This is a genomic window from Kitasatospora sp. NPDC054795, assembly GCF_053611565.1.
In genome coordinates this window covers 1-13,722 of the sequence record NZ_JBSHAP010000012.1, presented here as the reverse complement: position 1 = coordinate 13,722, position 13,722 = coordinate 1, and the positions used below count along the sequence as shown (strand labels likewise).

Here is a 13,722-nt window from a genome sequence, read left to right as displayed (position 1 = left end):
GGGGGGGGGGCCCGGGGCCCGTGGGGGGCGCCCCCGGCCCCCACCGGTCCATGGGGTCGTACGGTCCTCTCTACGGCTGCGCCCGCCCGCCCGGTTCGACTCCGGCCGCGAGCGCCCCGATCAGCGGCCGATGACGCCCGTCACCGCACCGGAGTCGGTGCCCCAGACCTCCTCGTCCTCGGACAGCCAGGTGGTGCGCTGGCGCTCCTTCTCGCCCTGGCCGCCGGCGGCCCCGGCGCCGGCACCGGCACCCATCGGCGGCATCATCGGGCCGCTCATGCCGCCGGCACCGCCGGTGGTCGAGATGCCCCGGCCCATCAGCTGGGACTCCTCGGCGGCGGCCGTCGCGGCCCGTCCCGCGGCGGAGCGGCCGGCCTGCGCCTCGGCGGCGAGTTCGGCGCTCCTGGCCGGGTCGAGCATCGCCGCCGTCCTGCCGCCGACGCCGATGGTCGGCGGGCCGGACGCGCCGATGCCGCCGACGCCGCCGCGGCTGCCCGAGCCGCCGAACGACTGGCCCGCCAGGTCCGAGCCGCCCTTGAACGAGGTGGTGATGCCACCCGTCCCGGTCCCGGTGGAGATCCCGCCGAACGACGGCAGCCCGGCCCAGTTGCCCCCGCTGGAGATCCCTCCGCCGGGGTAGCTGACGCCGGTGCCGGGGCGGCCGGCGATGATGGCGTGCGCCTGGTCGTTCATCAGCTGCTCGAACTGGGAGACCGGCCTGCCGTCCGACCCCCGGACGATGCCGTCCTTGTCGATCGTGTCGTCCTTGCCGAGCACGACCGTGTTGCCGTTGGCGTCCTTCAGCAGGTTGCCGTCCGGGCCGGTGACGGTGCCGTCGTCGTTCCGCTTGGAACCGACCGGCACCTTGAACGCGCCCCCGCCGGTCGTGTTGTCGGTGCCCGGCACGGTCGTCGGCTTGCTGACCGTCGTCCCCGGGGGAACCATGATCGGCTTGCCGTCCTTGTCGAGCACCGGCTTGCCGTCCGGGCCGATCACCTCGCCCTTGCCGTTGACGGTGCTGCCGGGCGGCACGGTGATCGGCTTGCCGTCCTTGCCGAGGACCGGCTTTCCCTTTCCGTCCAGCAGCGTCGACTGGCCGCCGCCACCGGGGCCCTTGTTGCCACCGATGCCGCCGGGGTTCCCGGGCACCGTCGTGGGCGGTGGAGGCGGGATCTTGCCCGTGCCGGAGCCGCCCCCGGGTCCCTTCTTGTCCTTGTTGTCACCGATCCCGCCGATCCCGCCGGTGCCGCCACCGCCCGCACCGCCGCCCGCACCGCCGTCACCCGCGCCGCCACCGCCGGTACCGGGCGGCGGCTTGGGGCCCTCCTGGGTCGGCGGCTTGTCGGCCGGCAGCCACTTCTGCGGGGGTTCGAGCTTCTGGAGGACGGCGGCGGCGTGCGCGTACGCCGTCTTGAAGGTGGCCATCACCTCGGTCGCCTGCTTGTCCAGGACGATCTCGATCCACGAGGTCCAGATCTTCTTGGAGATCTCGTCGATCCACGCCTTCAGGGCCTCCTTGTCGTCCGGCGACGGGGCCGCTCCGGTGGCCGTGAATTTGAAGGTGCGCGTCCCGTCACCGTTCGTGGTCATCGTCGGCGTCACGTAGGCCGTGGCCGCGCCGAAGGCCGAGTGGACGCACTCGGACGGCCAGGAGAACGACGCCCCCTTGCCGTCCTTGTCCAGGTCGTCGTTCTTGAGGGCCCACTTCGTCCCCGCCTCAAGTCGGCTCTTCGGGACCGCCCGCCAGGCGGCGTAGCCGTTGTACAGCCCCTTGTACGCGGCGCGCAGCGCCTCCCCGGTCTCGCGCAGGCACTTCGCCTTGGCGTCGGCGTCGTCGCCGAGCTCGACGTGCACCTGGATGAGCTGGTTCCGCAGCCCGATGAGGACTTCCTTGAACCGGCCCGCCGCACTGCCCTGGAACTCGCTGCCGGCGCCCTCGACGCTGTCGGCCCAGCCCTGGACTTTCCCCTGCTGTTCCTTGACCCAGGTGTTGACGGCCGAGATGACCGTCGCCGCCTGATCGAACGTCGCGGCATTGGTGCGGTCGTTGAAGCCGCCGCCCCAGATCAGCGGGCCGAGGATGTTGTCCGCGGCGTGCCCGAAGTGCCCGAGCGGGGTGTCGGTGTCGCCGGCGGGCGGCTGGAGCTGCCAGAAGTTCCAGTCGACCGTGACGCCGACGATGGTGCTCCTCTCGTAGACGTCGCCGTCGACCTTCGGATAGACCCACTCGGCCCACATGTCGAAGCCGGCCTGGCCCTTGTCCTTGTCGTACGGCTTCAGTGCGTCGTTCGTCGTCCTGAGGGTGCTGCTGACCTGGATCCCGGTGATCCACGGTTTGCCGATGACGGCGTCCCGGCTCGTGATCGAGCTCTGGGTCGAGGCCGCGAACGCCGCCAGGCCGTCTTCCCACGGATAGTGCTTCGGTGCTGTTTCTGCCATGACTTCCTCCCGGAGGCACACGGGGCGGAGCGGGAACGGAACGATTGCCGGCCGGTCGTCGGACGGACGGTCCGCCCGACGACCGGGGGGCTCAGCCGGTGCTGGTCGGGGGCTTGGGAGTGCCGCCGCCCAGGACGTCCTTGAAGAGCTCCATCGTCTCCGCCTCCGTCAGGCTGTGGTCCTCGCCGTCCGCGAACATGACGCCGGCCATCTCCAGATCCAGCTTGGTGTGCTTGGCGTCGAGCTGGATCGTGGTCAGTGCGTCCTTCACACTGCCCATGAAGGCGTCGACGCCGGTCTTCAGCGTCTGGATCTCCAGCACACTGGTGTTGCCCGGCAGCACGGGCGGACAGGTCTGCACCGTGTTCGCCTCCGTGCCGAGGTCGATCCGGAAGGTCTCCAGATTCGTGGCGAACGCCTTGAGGCCGCTGGTCGAGACCTTGATCGTGGTTTCACCCATGGGGAGCGCCTCCGCCCTCTCGACTAGCCGAACTGCTTCCGCGCGCTCTGGTCGGCCTCGTTCATGATGTGGTGCATGTTGGTGAGCTTCCCGCCGGCGGCGATGATGTCCTGGTTCATCTGTCCGGCGTTGGCCGTCACGGCCTGCTTGAACTCCGTGAAGGCGTCGGCCGCGGCACCCTGGAAGTTTCCGCTCTCGGTCAGGGAGTTGAGCTTGCGCTCCACCTCCCACAGGGCGTCGTCCATCAGCTGGCCCGCCTGGCCCAGCTCGCTCGCCGCCTGGGCGACGGTCTCGTGGTGGAGCTGGATGCTCCCGAAGTTGTCCATCGACATGTGCTCGTTCCCTTCCTCTCGGTGACGCGCCGTCAGGCGCCGTTCAGCGCGTCGACGATGCCGTCGGCCGCGTGCAGTCGGGCCTCTTCCTCGGCGTGGCTGAGGACCTGGTCGGCGACCTTGGTGGACTCCGCGAAGCGTTCGAACGCGCCGATGACCGTGTGGTAGCGGGTCATCCAGTCCTCGACCTTCTGCTGGAAGGTCGAACTGGCCCCGGAGATGTATCCGCTGGCCAGTTCCTGCTTGATCCGCTCGACCGTGCGGCCGGCGGTGATCATGCCCTCGATCTGCTGTTCGATGTCGGACAGCGCCTTGCGGATCGCCTCGTCCTGTTTGTTCAAGTTCGCCGGCGTGCTCACCAGGTGCTCCTTTCTCTCCGCGCGCCGGTCGCGCGCGGCTCTGATCGACTCAACGGGACCGCCGCGACCGGCGGTTCAGCCGCAGGTCGCCGTCGTGGCGGCGGGCCCGGCGGCGTCCACCGCGACCCCCGCGACGGGCACGGCGGCGGTTCCGGGAACCCCTGCGGTGACCGCCGCGACGGTGGGCGCGCCCGAGGCCGCGGCGTCCGCCAGGGCCGCCGGGTCGAGGCCCGGGCCGGCCGGCAGCAGGGCCACCACCGCGGCCGGGACGGCGACCGGCGTCGCGCCGCCGTAGCCGAGCTGCTTGACGACCGCCGCCGAGGGCAGCGGGTAGCGCACCCCGGCCTCGGTGACCAGGTACTCGGTGCCACCGGCGCCGGCGCCCGACAGCGCGCGCACCAGGGCGCCGCGCCCCGGCCGGACGGCGATCCGGTCGGCGACGGTGCAGGCCGCGCCCGCCGTGCCGCTCGCCGGACCGGCCGGGGCCGCCGGGGGGCGGCCCTCGTAGGCCCGGCCGCCGGGCAGCACGGTGACGGCGGTGGTCGGGGCGCCGGCGCCGGTGTGCAGGTCCGCACAGACGCCCTCGCCGTGCAGCGGGGCGACCAGCGTCGGCGGCGCCTCCGGGAGCCCCGGGGGCGGCGGTCCGCCGGGCGCGCTGTGCCCGGCGAGGTCCAGGGCGCCGATCGGCGCGGGCGCCGGGGCCGCGCTGCCGTACGCCTCCTTCTGGGTGCGCGGGTCTCCGAGCAGCAGGGCGTACAGGGTCGGGGTGAGCGGGGCGAGGCCGTCCTTGGTGAGCAGGTAGTGCGCGCCGCCGGGGGCCTCGAAGAGCTGGCCGATCCGGGTCGGCTTCCCGCCCAGCGCCGGGCCCGCCTCGCCGCGCCGGGCGACGGCGGGCGCCGCGAGGTCGGGCCCGGCCGGCAGGGCGTTCAGCACCCCGGCCGGCACCGGGAACGGCGTCGCACCGCCGTAGCCGAGCGCCTGGAGCGCCTGGTTGGCGGTGTCGACGCGCAGCCGCTGGCCCTGCCAGAGCAGATGCGTCGAGCCGTCCGGGGCGGCGACCAGCAGACCCTGGCCGGGCGCCAGCGCCCGCCCCTCGGCCGCCGGGTCCACCAGCAGGGCGAGCTTCGGTACCGGGGCGCCGGTCGGGCCGGGCTGGGCGGTGGCGCAGACCAGCCAGGTGCCGCCCGCCAGGTCGGCGGCCGGCGGCAGCCCGTCCGGGGCGCCGACGATCCCGACCGGGGCGCCGCGCGGCGCGTCCGCGATCGACGCCCGGCTCACCTGCCGCACCGTCATCTGCTCACCGGCCAGCAGCCTGGCGCTGGTGTCGTTCAGCACCGGGTGCAGCTGCCCGCCGATGGACAGGTACCGGGCACCGGTCTCCTCGACCACCACCAGCGTGCCGGGCTTGGCCCAGCCGTCACCGCCACCGGGCCGGATCACCCCGTACACCGTGACGCCCAGCCCGATCAGCACCCCCACCGCCAGGCCCGTCATGGTGCCCCGGGTGGTACGCCCGGTGGGGGTGTCCGGCGCGTCGGGCTCCGCCCGCAGCATGCCCGAGGCCAGCCTGCTCATCACGAACAGGTGTGCCTGCACCTGGTCGCGTCGGGACTGCATCCAGTTCCTCCCCGGTTCCTCACGGACGCACCCGCTGCTTCGCGGCCGCACCGCTGCGCGCGCCCACTTCGGTCCTACGGCCCCCCGCACCGGCCGGGTTCACCGCCCCCGCCGGGCCCGCGGCGGCCGGACGTCGCCGCCCGGGCCCACCGGGGCGGGGCCGGGCGCACCAGGACGGGTCCGGCCCCCACCCGTCACTCGCATCGGCGCCGCGAAGTGGCATGCCCGGGGTGCCTGGCCGAGGCTGGGGCGGGGGTCCAGCCTCAGAGGGGTACGGTGCCGATGTTCGAGACGAGCTTTGCCTTCCCGCGTTCGCTGGAGGAACCGGTGGCCGGCGCCCGGGGCCGGGTGGCGGTGGTCGGGGCGGGCGTCTCCGGGCTGGTGTGCGCCTACGAGCTGCAGCGCCGCGGGTTCGACGTCGTCGTGTACGAACGGGCGAACCGGCCGGGCGGGCGGGTGCGCACCCACCGCTTCTGGGACGGCACCCACGTGGACCTCGGCGCCATGCGCATCCCCGGCAACCACCACTGCGTGCTGCACTACGTCTCCCGGTTCCGGCTGGCGACCCGCCCCTTCGTCAACGCCAACCCGCACGCCTACTACCACCTGCGCGGCCGGCGGGCCCGGGTGCGGGACGTGGCGGCGCTGTTCCCCGCGTACGAGCTGCGCCCGGCCGAGCGGCAGCCCCCGGGCCCGGTGCTGGACCACCTGCTCGGCTCGGTGTGGCGCACCCTGACCGTGGAGCAGCAGCGCCGCACCCTGGAGGGCCACTGGGACGACCCGGCGCTGGAGCGGGCGGCCTCGGTGTCGCTGTGGCAGTTCGTCCACGAGCACCTGTCGCAGGACGCCTGGGACCTGGTCGGCCACGCCACCGGCCTCGCCCACTACGAGCAGTCCTCGCTGCTGGAGGTGCTGGTCGACTACTTCGGCCTGTTCCACCGCGGGCAGGTCGAGCTGGTCGACGGGCTGGAGGCGCTGATCCACGCCTTCGTCGGCTCGCTGCGCCCCGGCACGCTGCGGCTCTCCACCCAGGTCGACGAACTGGCGCTGACCACGGACGGCGTCCGGCTGCACGGCCGGCGGATCGGCGCCCGGCTGCACGAGGACGTCGACTACGTGGTGTGCTGCGTCCCGGCGCCCGCGCTCGACCGGATCACCGTCACCCCGGGCCTGCCGCACGCCCAGCGGCACGCCATCCGCGGCATCAGCTACGCGAGCAGCATCAAGACCGTCCTGCACCTCACCCGCCGCCGCTGGGAGCTGGAGGACGGCATCCACGGCGGCGGCAGCTTCACGGACCTGCCGATCCAGCAGTGCTGGTACCCGTCGGACAACGCGGTGCGGGCGAAGAAGGACGGGGTCAACGGCAATTCCGGCCCCCGCTGGGCGGTGCGCGACCCGCTGCGCTCGGCCGAGCCGACGGCCCTGCTCGGCGCGTACCTGTGGGGTGCCAACGCCCGCCGCTTCGCCGCACTGGAGCCGGCGGACCGGGACGCGCTGGTGCTGGACTGCCTGGAACGGCTCCACCCGGGCATCACGGGGGACGTGGACGACATCGTGCACTGCAACTGGGACGTGCAGACCGGCATGGGCGGCGGCGCCTTCGCCCACCTGACGCCCGGCGAGCACACCCGCTACCTGTCCGTGCTCGGCTCCGCCCACCCGGCGGAGCAGCCTCGGATCTTCTTCGCCGGCGAGCACCTGTCCGGCGCCCACGCCTGGTGCCAGGGCGCGGCGCAGTCCGCCCTCGGCGCGGTGGGCGCGCTGCTCGACCGGGCCGGGCACCCCCGGGTCGTCACCCGGGTGGGGGCGGTGTGACGGAGGACGAGGCCCGTCCGGCTCCGGACCCCGCCGCGGACCCGGGCCCGGCACTCGGCCGGGCCGAACTGCTGGCCCCGTTCCGGCCCGGCCGCGGTGAACTGATCGGCATCGAGGTCGAGTGCGGCCTGGTCGACCCGGTCACCGGACTGGCCGCCCGCTACGACGGCGAGCGCGGCGTGCTGGCCGTCCTGGAGGCCGTGCTGGCCAGGTGGGGCGGCGAGCGGCAGGAGGACGCCGGACGGCTGACCGGGGTCCGGCTCCCGGACGGCAGCCAGATCACCCTGGAGCACGGCGGCCAGATCGAGTACTCCTCGACGCCCGTCCCGTCCGTCGCCGAGGCGGTGGACGACATGCGCGCCGCCCTGGAGCAACTCGCCGAGCTGGTCGACCGGTTCGGCCTCGCCCTGCTGCCCGGCGCCTACCTGCCCTTCGACCGGCTCGCCGACATGCGCTGGGTGCCGATGACCCGGGGCGCCATCATGCGGGACTACTTCACCGGGCTCGGCGAGCCCGGCAGCCGCGCCCGGTACGTGATGGCACTGTCGCTGTCCACCCAGGTCACCCTGGACTACCTCTCCCCCGCCGACTTCACCCGCAAGCTGCGGATGCAGACCGCCGCCGCCCCGGTGGTCTCCGCCATGCTCGTCAACTCGCCGCTGCAGGAGGGAAGTTCCTCCAGCGGTCTGCTGTCCCACCGGTCCTGGGCCTGGCTGCGGATGGACCCCCGCCGGGGCGGAGTGCTGCCGCCCGCGCTGCGCCCCGACGTCACCGCCGGGTCCGTCGTCGACTGGGCGCTCGACATCCCGCTGATCCACTACCGCACCCCGGACGGCCGCTACCACCCGGCTCCCCCCGGGCGCACCTTCGCCGAACTGCTCCGGCACGGCTACCCGGACGGCTCGCGGCCGACCCCGGCCCACTGGAGGGCCCACCTCAACCAGCTCTGGACCAGCACCAGGGTCCGCGACACCCTGGAGCTGCGCGCCTCGGACGGCCCGCCGTACCCGTTCGTCCCGGCCGTCCCCGCGCTCTGGGCCGGACTCAGCTACCACCCCGCCTCCCTCTCCGCCGCCTGGGAGCTGCTCGGCCGCTACACCCTGCACGACCACCGGGCGGCGCTCGCCGAGCTGCCCGCCCTCGGCCTGGCCACCCGCCTCGGCGGCGACCCGGTCCGCCCGCTGGCCGCCGAGCTGCTGCGGCTGGCCCGGGCCGGCCTCGCCGCCCGGATCGCGGCCGGCCTCGAACCGCCGCACGTGCTCGGGTACCTGGACCCGCTGGAGGAGATCCTCAACACCGGACGGACCTTCGCCGAGCAGTGCCGCGAGCGCTGGCACGGGGACCTGCGCCGCGACCCGGCCCGCTACGTCGCCGCCTACCGGGTCTGACGCCCCGGCGGACCCCGCGGCGGACACCTCCGCGTCAGCAGTTCGTCAGCGCGGTGTCAGCAGCCCGTCAATCCGGCCCGCGGCGGCCGCGAACCGGCGGAAGCTGGACGGACCGCACCTGCACGACCCGCAGGTCCTCCCGGAGGTGAGCCGCATGTCCGTCCTCGCTGGGTTCCATTCCGTCGTCCCCGACGTGCCCCGCCACGGCCACGGCCCGCGCACCGCCGTCGCGCGGGTGCTGGACCGGCTGGCCGCCAGCCCGCTCGACAGCACCGTGCTCGGCGCGATCGGTACGCCCCGCCCGTCCGGCCTGCGCGCCCGGTGGCGCCCCGCGCCCCGGCCGGACGACACCACCGCCCTCGAAGCCACCTGGTACCCGGAGCGCTGACACCGCCCGACAGCCGTCCGAGCGGCGGTCCGCGCCCGGCGGCGGCCCGGCGCGGACCGCCGTTCGGCGCAGCGCTCCCCCGCACGGCACGGCCCCGGCCCGGGGTGCGCGCCTATGGTGGGCGAATGACCGATCGTCGGACCGCCCGGCCCGGCATCGCCCGGGTGGGGCACCTCGTCGCCGCCGCCGCTTTCGCCGTCTGCATGGCGGGCACCACCCTGCCCACTCCGCTGTACGGGCTGTACCAGGAGAAGCTCGGCTTCTCCGAGCTGACGGTGACGGTCGTGTTCGCGGTGTACGCCTTCGGTGTCATCGGCGTCCTGCTGCTGATCGGCAACGTCTCGGACTCCGTCGGCCGCCGGCCCGTGCTGCTCTGCGGGCTGGTCTGCTCGGCGGCCAGCGCCGTGGTCTTCCTCACCGCGGACAGCGTCGCCCTGCTCTGCCTGGGCCGCCTGCTGTCCGGGTTCTCGGCCGGCCTGTTCACCGGCACCGGGACGGCGTACGTGCTGGAACTCGCCCCGCCCGGGCACCGGGCCCGCGCGGGCTTCGTCGCGACCGCCGCCAACATGGGCGGGCTCGGCTGCGGGCCACTGCTGTCGGGCGTGCTCTCGCAGTACGCACCCAACCCCCTGGTCCTGCCGTTCGTCGTGCACCTGGGGCTGCTCGCCGTCTCGTTCGCGCTCACCTGGCTGCTGCCCGAGACGGTCGCCGGGGCCCGCCCGCTGCGCACGGCCCGGCCCGACCGGCCGTCCCTGCCGCCGGAGGTCCGGCGGGTGTTCGTGCCGGCAGCGGTCGCCGCCTTCGCCGGCTTCTCCCTGCTGGGCCTGTTCACCTCGGTCAGCCCCGCCTTCCTCGCCGTCGACCTCGGGGTCCACAACCGCGCAGTGATCGGCCTGGTGGTCTTCACGGCCTTCTTCGCCTCCACCCTCGGCCAGCTCCTGGTGCCCCGGCTCGGCACCGCCCGGGCGATCCCGCTGGGCTGCCTGGTGCTGATCGCCGGGATGGCCCTGCTGGCCGCCTCGCTCGCCCGGGAAACCGTGCTCCCGCTGGTGCTCAGCGCCCTGGTGGGCGGCGCCGGGCAGGGCATGGGCCTGCGCGGGGCGGTGGGCGAGGTGGCCGCGGCCGCTCCCGCCGAGCACCGCGGCGGCGCCCTGTCGGCGCTGTTCGTGGTCGCCTACTTCGGCATCTCGGTCCCGGTGATCGGGGTGGGCCTGCTCACCGGACCGCTCGGTCTGGCCCACGCGGGCCTGGTCTTCGCCGCCTGCATGGCCGTGCTCGCCGCCGCCTCCGGCGTCTACCTGCTGCACCAGGCGCGCCGCGTCGGGAGCTGACCCCCGCGCGCCCCCTTACGCGCCCGTCGCGCGCCGCCCGCGCACACCCGCCGGGTGCCGCCCGTACCCGCTTGCCGCGCGGGCCGGGTGCCGATAGACACGGCCAGACACCCTGCGTGACACCCGGAGGTCCCCGCCATGAGCGTGACGAACCGCTACCTGGACGCCTGGGAGGGCTTCTGGCGCGATGCGCCCGAGGAACCGGGCGCGGTGATCTGGGACGCCGAACCGGCCCTCGGCGCCGAACGCCACCTCACGCTGTTCCGCCCCCACCTGGCCGACCCCGCGCTGCCCGTCGTCGACCTGGGCTGCGGCAACGGCACCCAGACCCGCTTCCTCGCCGAGCGCTTCCCGCTCGCCCTCGGGGTCGACCTGTCCGCCGCCGCGGTGGACCGCGCCCGGGGCGGCGACCCGGCCGGGCGGGCCGAGTTCACCCGCTTGGACGCCACCGACGCCGAGGCCGTCCGGGCCCTCCACCGGCGCCTCGGCGACGCCAACGTGTACGTGCGCGGGGTGATCCACCAGAGCGAGCCGGCCGACCGCCAACGCGTGGCCGAAGGCATTCGCATCCTGCTCGGGGCCCGCGGCCGGGCCTTCGTGTTCGAGCTCGCCGAGGCGGCCAAGGGCGTGCTGGAGGCGCTGGTCCGCGGCCCGTCCGGCCCGCCCCCGAAGCTTCGCCCCGTGTTCGCCCACGGACTCGCCCCCGCCGAGGTCGCCGACGCGGTCTTCCCCGAGCTGTTCCGCGCGGCCGGACTCGACGTCCTCGCCACCGGTGAACTGCCGCTGGCCACCACCGAGTCCACCCCCGACGGCGCCCGGATCGAGCTGCCCGCGCACTGGCTGGTCGCCGGGCCGCGCGGGTCCGCGCCGCTCTGAGCCCGGCGCGGCCGACACGCCCTACTCGGGCCGGATGTTCAGGTTGCCGCGCAGGACGTTCGCCGGGTCGTAGGCCTTCTTCGCGGCCGCGAGCCGGGCGTAGCGCTCCGGGCCGTAGATCTCCCGCGCCTTCCGGTCGCCCTCGCCCTGGACGTAGTTGGCGTACGCCCCGCCGGTGCCGAAGGCCTCCAGGCCCTCCACCGTCGCCCGCGACCAGGCGATGTGCTCCGCGTCCTGTGCCGGGTCGGTCCAGTGCGCCTCCGCCGTCACCTGGTAGGGGGCGGCGCGGCCGGGGAAGGCGGAGTCCTCCTCGGGGACGTCCGCGATGGCCCCGCGCAGGAACTCGAAGTCGATCGAGCAGAGCGCGGACGGGTTGGCCCCGGTCGCCTCGACCAGCCGGGCCACGGCCTCGGGCGAAAGGTCCTGGAGGTAGCGGGACTTGACGAAGTACCGGTCGCCCTTGGGCTCGCTGCTGTCGCCGAGCGCCTGCAGCTGCGGGTAGGTCATGGGGATGCTGACGCGGGCCGCGGGCGCGACCTCCCGGTAGAGCGCCTCGGTCTGCGCCCGGCCCTCCTCCGGGTCCCCGGTCCACACCGCCAGGAGCAGCAGCGCGTGCCGCCCCCGCAGGTGCTCCGGTATCCACTCCTGCTCGCCTGCGCGCTTCAGCCCGCCGACGACGTGCAGGCCGGCCGGCTGCCGCGCGGTGTACGCCCGGTAGGCGGCCAGGGCCTCGGGGACGTCGTCCAGCGCGTGGACGCCCATGCTGAAGAGCGCCGGTCCGACCGGGCGCAGCCGCAGCGTGAAGCGGGTGACCACGCCGAAGTTCCCGCCGCCGCCGCGCAGCGCCCACAGCAGTTCGGGGTGGCTCTCCTCAGTGGCCTCGACCACCGAGCCGTCGGCGAGGACGACCTCGGCGGCGAGGATGTGGTCGCAGGTCAGGCCCCAGCGGCGGGCGAGCCAGCCGTATCCGCCGCCGAGGGCCAGTCCGCCCAGGCCGGTGTGGGAGATGACGCCGGCGGGGCAGGCCAGTTCGTACGGCGCGGTGGCCCGGTCGAGGTCGCTGAGCAGGCAGCCGCCCTGGGCCTCGGCGGTGCGGGCCCCCGGGTCGACGGTGACGGCGCGCATCGGCGACAGGTCGATCATCAGCGCGCCGTCGGCGACGGCGCTGCCGCCGACGTTGTGGCCGCCGCCGCGGACGGTGACGTCGAGGCCGTGGGCCGCCGCGTGGCGCAGCGCCTCGCTCACGTCCGCCGCGGTGCGGCAGCGGGCGATGCGGGCGGGGCGGCGGTCGTGCATCCCGTTCCACACCGCGCGCGCCTCGTCGTACCCGGCGTCACCGGGGCTCAGCCAGTGCCCGGGCGGTGTCGCCCGTGGCAGAACGTCGTCCTCCGGCATGGCGGCACCCCCCGTGATCGATGCATGGCGCACACACGATAGGCGGCCCGTCGACACCGTGTGCGTGAAGATTTGATGATCCATCAGGTTTTGGCCATCCTCCGTTCCGGGCCGAACCCTCCCGGACGGGTCACACCGGCGGGCCGGCCGGCCCCGATCACCGCTGGTCAGTCCCGGACCACCCGGCGGAGCACTCAAGTCCCGCCGCGGACCGGGATCTTGGCGCATTTGCGGGGCCGGAGCGACGAAAGCGCTCGAACAACGGGGGCCCGCCGTGTTTTGCTTCCCTGCACATGACATCGGTCGGCACGACGGCAACGGGGTGAGGGATGGCTGGGACCGAAGGCGCTCCGGACCGGCCGCGTCCGTCGGGCGTGGCCCGCTACCGCACCAGCGGCGTCCCCGGCCTGCACGACCGCTTCATCCGCGACGCCCGCTCGCACGACTGGGAGCCGGCCGAGGTGGTCCACCGGGCCCTGCGGGACCGGACCGCGACCGCCCAGCCCTCCGAGCTCTCCTGGCTGCTCGCAAGCGGCAGCACCTACGCCGAACAGGTCGGCATGGACGTGGCGGCCGGCCTGCTGCACGCCTGCCCCGAGGGCGACATGAAGCTGGTGCTGGCCACCGCGGTGGCCGACGAGGCCAAGCACTCGGCGGTCTTCCACCGCTACGCGCACGCCGTCGCCGGGTCCGTCAAGGATCCGGGCGACGCCGTCGAGGAGCTGTCGCGCGACCTGTGGTCCCTGGACGACTACACCGCCCGCTTCCTGGCCCACACCCTCGCCGAGGGCTTCGCCGCCGACGAGTTCCGCTGGTTCGACGAGGGCCTGCGCGAGGAGGGCCTGGGCGAGGTGTACCGGCTGGTGCGCCGCGACGAGTCCCGCCACGTCGCGCTCGGCATGGCCTACCTCACCCACGGCCCCGGCGCGGATCGACTGCGCAGCCTGCCCGCCGAGTTGCTGCTCGACGCCGAACAGGTGGTGCTGAAGCACAACGACGTGGACAAGCTGGCCTCGCTGGTGCACCGGCTGCTGCCCGGTACACCGGCACCGCGGGTCGCCGCCTGGCTCCGGGCGCGACACGCCACCCGCATGCGGGTGCTCCTGAACGTCCGGGACGACCGGCAAGAACTGTCCCGGCGCCGAAAATCCACGCGAGAACACATGGAGGTGTGATGGAGATCAAGAAGGTTGCCGTCCGCGCTGAGACCAAGGCGGCCAACAAGTACAGCGTGAGCACACGTCGCGCGAGCAAGTAACGAACACTGGTTGTACCGAGGCGGCCGCACCCCCGTGGTGGGGCCGCCACACCACAGTCCA

General features: G+C 74.5%; 12 protein-coding genes. 6 read left to right on the top strand and 6 right to left on the bottom strand.

Translation table 11 applies throughout. From position 1 onward, the window contains the following. Positions 1-120: 120 nt before the first annotated feature. The 5 genes from ACWGJO_RS06495 to eccB all read right to left on the bottom strand — a co-directional run bounded on the left by ACWGJO_RS06495 (position 121) and on the right by eccB (position 5,207). Entirely contained in the window at positions 121-2,439 is a 2,319-nt protein-coding gene (locus tag ACWGJO_RS06495; RefSeq protein ID WP_452182455.1) for a hypothetical protein, read from the bottom strand. A 91-nt stretch (positions 2,440-2,530) separates the two neighbouring features. Then, positions 2,531-2,899 (bottom strand): hypothetical protein, encoded by a 369-nt coding sequence (locus ACWGJO_RS06490; protein WP_380545063.1) that lies wholly within the window; start codon positions 2,897-2,899, stop codon positions 2,531-2,533. Between the two features lie 23 nt (positions 2,900-2,922). Next, a complete protein-coding gene (locus ACWGJO_RS06485) occupies positions 2,923-3,231 on the bottom strand; it encodes a WXG100 family type VII secretion target (RefSeq protein WP_359899441.1) in 309 nt (102 codons plus the stop codon). A gap of 32 nt (positions 3,232-3,263) precedes the next feature. Then, on the bottom strand, positions 3,264-3,590 hold the full coding sequence (locus ACWGJO_RS06480) for a hypothetical protein (protein WP_359899443.1): 327 nt from the start codon (positions 3,588-3,590) through the stop codon (positions 3,264-3,266). 75 nt (positions 3,591-3,665) lie between these two features. After that, positions 3,666-5,207, bottom strand: a complete 1,542-nt coding sequence (gene eccB, locus ACWGJO_RS06475; RefSeq protein WP_452182454.1) for a type VII secretion protein EccB — start codon at positions 5,205-5,207, stop codon at positions 3,666-3,668. Positions 5,208-5,489: 282 nt separating this feature from the next. Between eccB and ACWGJO_RS06470 the strand changes: the two genes are divergently transcribed. The 5 genes from ACWGJO_RS06470 to ACWGJO_RS06450 all read left to right on the top strand — a co-directional run bounded on the left by ACWGJO_RS06470 (position 5,490) and on the right by ACWGJO_RS06450 (position 11,008). Beyond that, on the top strand, positions 5,490-7,025 hold the full coding sequence (locus tag ACWGJO_RS06470; protein WP_452182453.1) for a flavin monoamine oxidase family protein: 1,536 nt from the start codon (positions 5,490-5,492) through the stop codon (positions 7,023-7,025). Then, the gene (locus ACWGJO_RS06465; RefSeq protein ID WP_452182452.1) at positions 7,022-8,413 is read left to right on the top strand and encodes a glutamate-cysteine ligase family protein; all 1,392 of its coding nucleotides are present in this window, start codon (positions 7,022-7,024) and stop codon (positions 8,411-8,413) included. Before ACWGJO_RS06470 ends, ACWGJO_RS06465 begins: the two co-directional genes overlap by 4 nt. A 154-nt stretch (positions 8,414-8,567) precedes the next feature. Further along, the gene (locus tag ACWGJO_RS06460; protein ID WP_452182451.1) at positions 8,568-8,801 is read left to right on the top strand and encodes a hypothetical protein; all 234 of its coding nucleotides are present in this window, start codon (positions 8,568-8,570) and stop codon (positions 8,799-8,801) included. A 125-nt stretch (positions 8,802-8,926) separates the two neighbouring features. Continuing rightward, a complete protein-coding gene (locus ACWGJO_RS06455) occupies positions 8,927-10,132 on the top strand; it encodes an MFS transporter (RefSeq protein WP_452182450.1) in 1,206 nt (401 codons plus the stop codon). Positions 10,133-10,270: 138 nt separating this feature from the next. Then, positions 10,271-11,008 carry a methyltransferase domain-containing protein gene (locus ACWGJO_RS06450; protein WP_452182448.1) on the top strand — a complete coding sequence of 246 codons (738 nt, stop codon included), beginning with the start codon at positions 10,271-10,273 and terminating at the stop codon, positions 11,006-11,008. Between the two features lie 21 nt (positions 11,009-11,029). Here the strand turns inward: ACWGJO_RS06450 and ACWGJO_RS06445 are convergent, their stop codons facing one another. After that, the gene (locus ACWGJO_RS06445; protein ID WP_452182447.1) at positions 11,030-12,403 is read right to left on the bottom strand and encodes an FAD-binding oxidoreductase; all 1,374 of its coding nucleotides are present in this window, start codon (positions 12,401-12,403) and stop codon (positions 11,030-11,032) included. Between the two features lie 329 nt (positions 12,404-12,732). Here ACWGJO_RS06445 and ACWGJO_RS06440 point away from each other — a divergent pair, with 329 nt between their 5' ends. After that, the gene (locus ACWGJO_RS06440) at positions 12,733-13,578 is read left to right on the top strand and encodes a ferritin-like domain-containing protein (protein WP_452182446.1); all 846 of its coding nucleotides are present in this window, start codon (positions 12,733-12,735) and stop codon (positions 13,576-13,578) included. Positions 13,579-13,722 lie beyond the last annotated feature (144 nt).

Bases quoted from the DNA above. Each gene is read 5' to 3' on its own strand.
- ACWGJO_RS06490 (WP_380545063.1), bottom strand. From the start codon at position 2,899: ATGGGTGAAACCACGATCAAGGTCTCGACCAGCGGCCTCAAGGCGTTC.
- ACWGJO_RS06440 (WP_452182446.1), top strand. From the start codon at position 12,733: ATGGCTGGGACCGAAGGCGCTCCGGACCGGCCGCGTCCGTCGGGCGTG.
- eccB (WP_452182454.1), bottom strand. From the start codon at position 5,207: ATGCAGTCCCGACGCGACCAGGTGCAGGCACACCTGTTCGTGATGAGC.
- ACWGJO_RS06495 (WP_452182455.1), bottom strand. From the start codon at position 2,439: ATGGCAGAAACAGCACCGAAGCACTATCCGTGGGAAGACGGCCTGGCG.
- ACWGJO_RS06455 (WP_452182450.1), top strand. From the start codon at position 8,927: ATGACCGATCGTCGGACCGCCCGGCCCGGCATCGCCCGGGTGGGGCAC.
- ACWGJO_RS06485 (WP_359899441.1), bottom strand. From the start codon at position 3,231: ATGTCGATGGACAACTTCGGGAGCATCCAGCTCCACCACGAGACCGTC.
- ACWGJO_RS06450 (WP_452182448.1), top strand. From the start codon at position 10,271: ATGAGCGTGACGAACCGCTACCTGGACGCCTGGGAGGGCTTCTGGCGC.
- ACWGJO_RS06445 (WP_452182447.1), bottom strand. From the start codon at position 12,403: ATGCCGGAGGACGACGTTCTGCCACGGGCGACACCGCCCGGGCACTGG.
- ACWGJO_RS06460 (WP_452182451.1), top strand. From the start codon at position 8,568: ATGTCCGTCCTCGCTGGGTTCCATTCCGTCGTCCCCGACGTGCCCCGC.
- ACWGJO_RS06470 (WP_452182453.1), top strand. From the start codon at position 5,490: ATGTTCGAGACGAGCTTTGCCTTCCCGCGTTCGCTGGAGGAACCGGTG.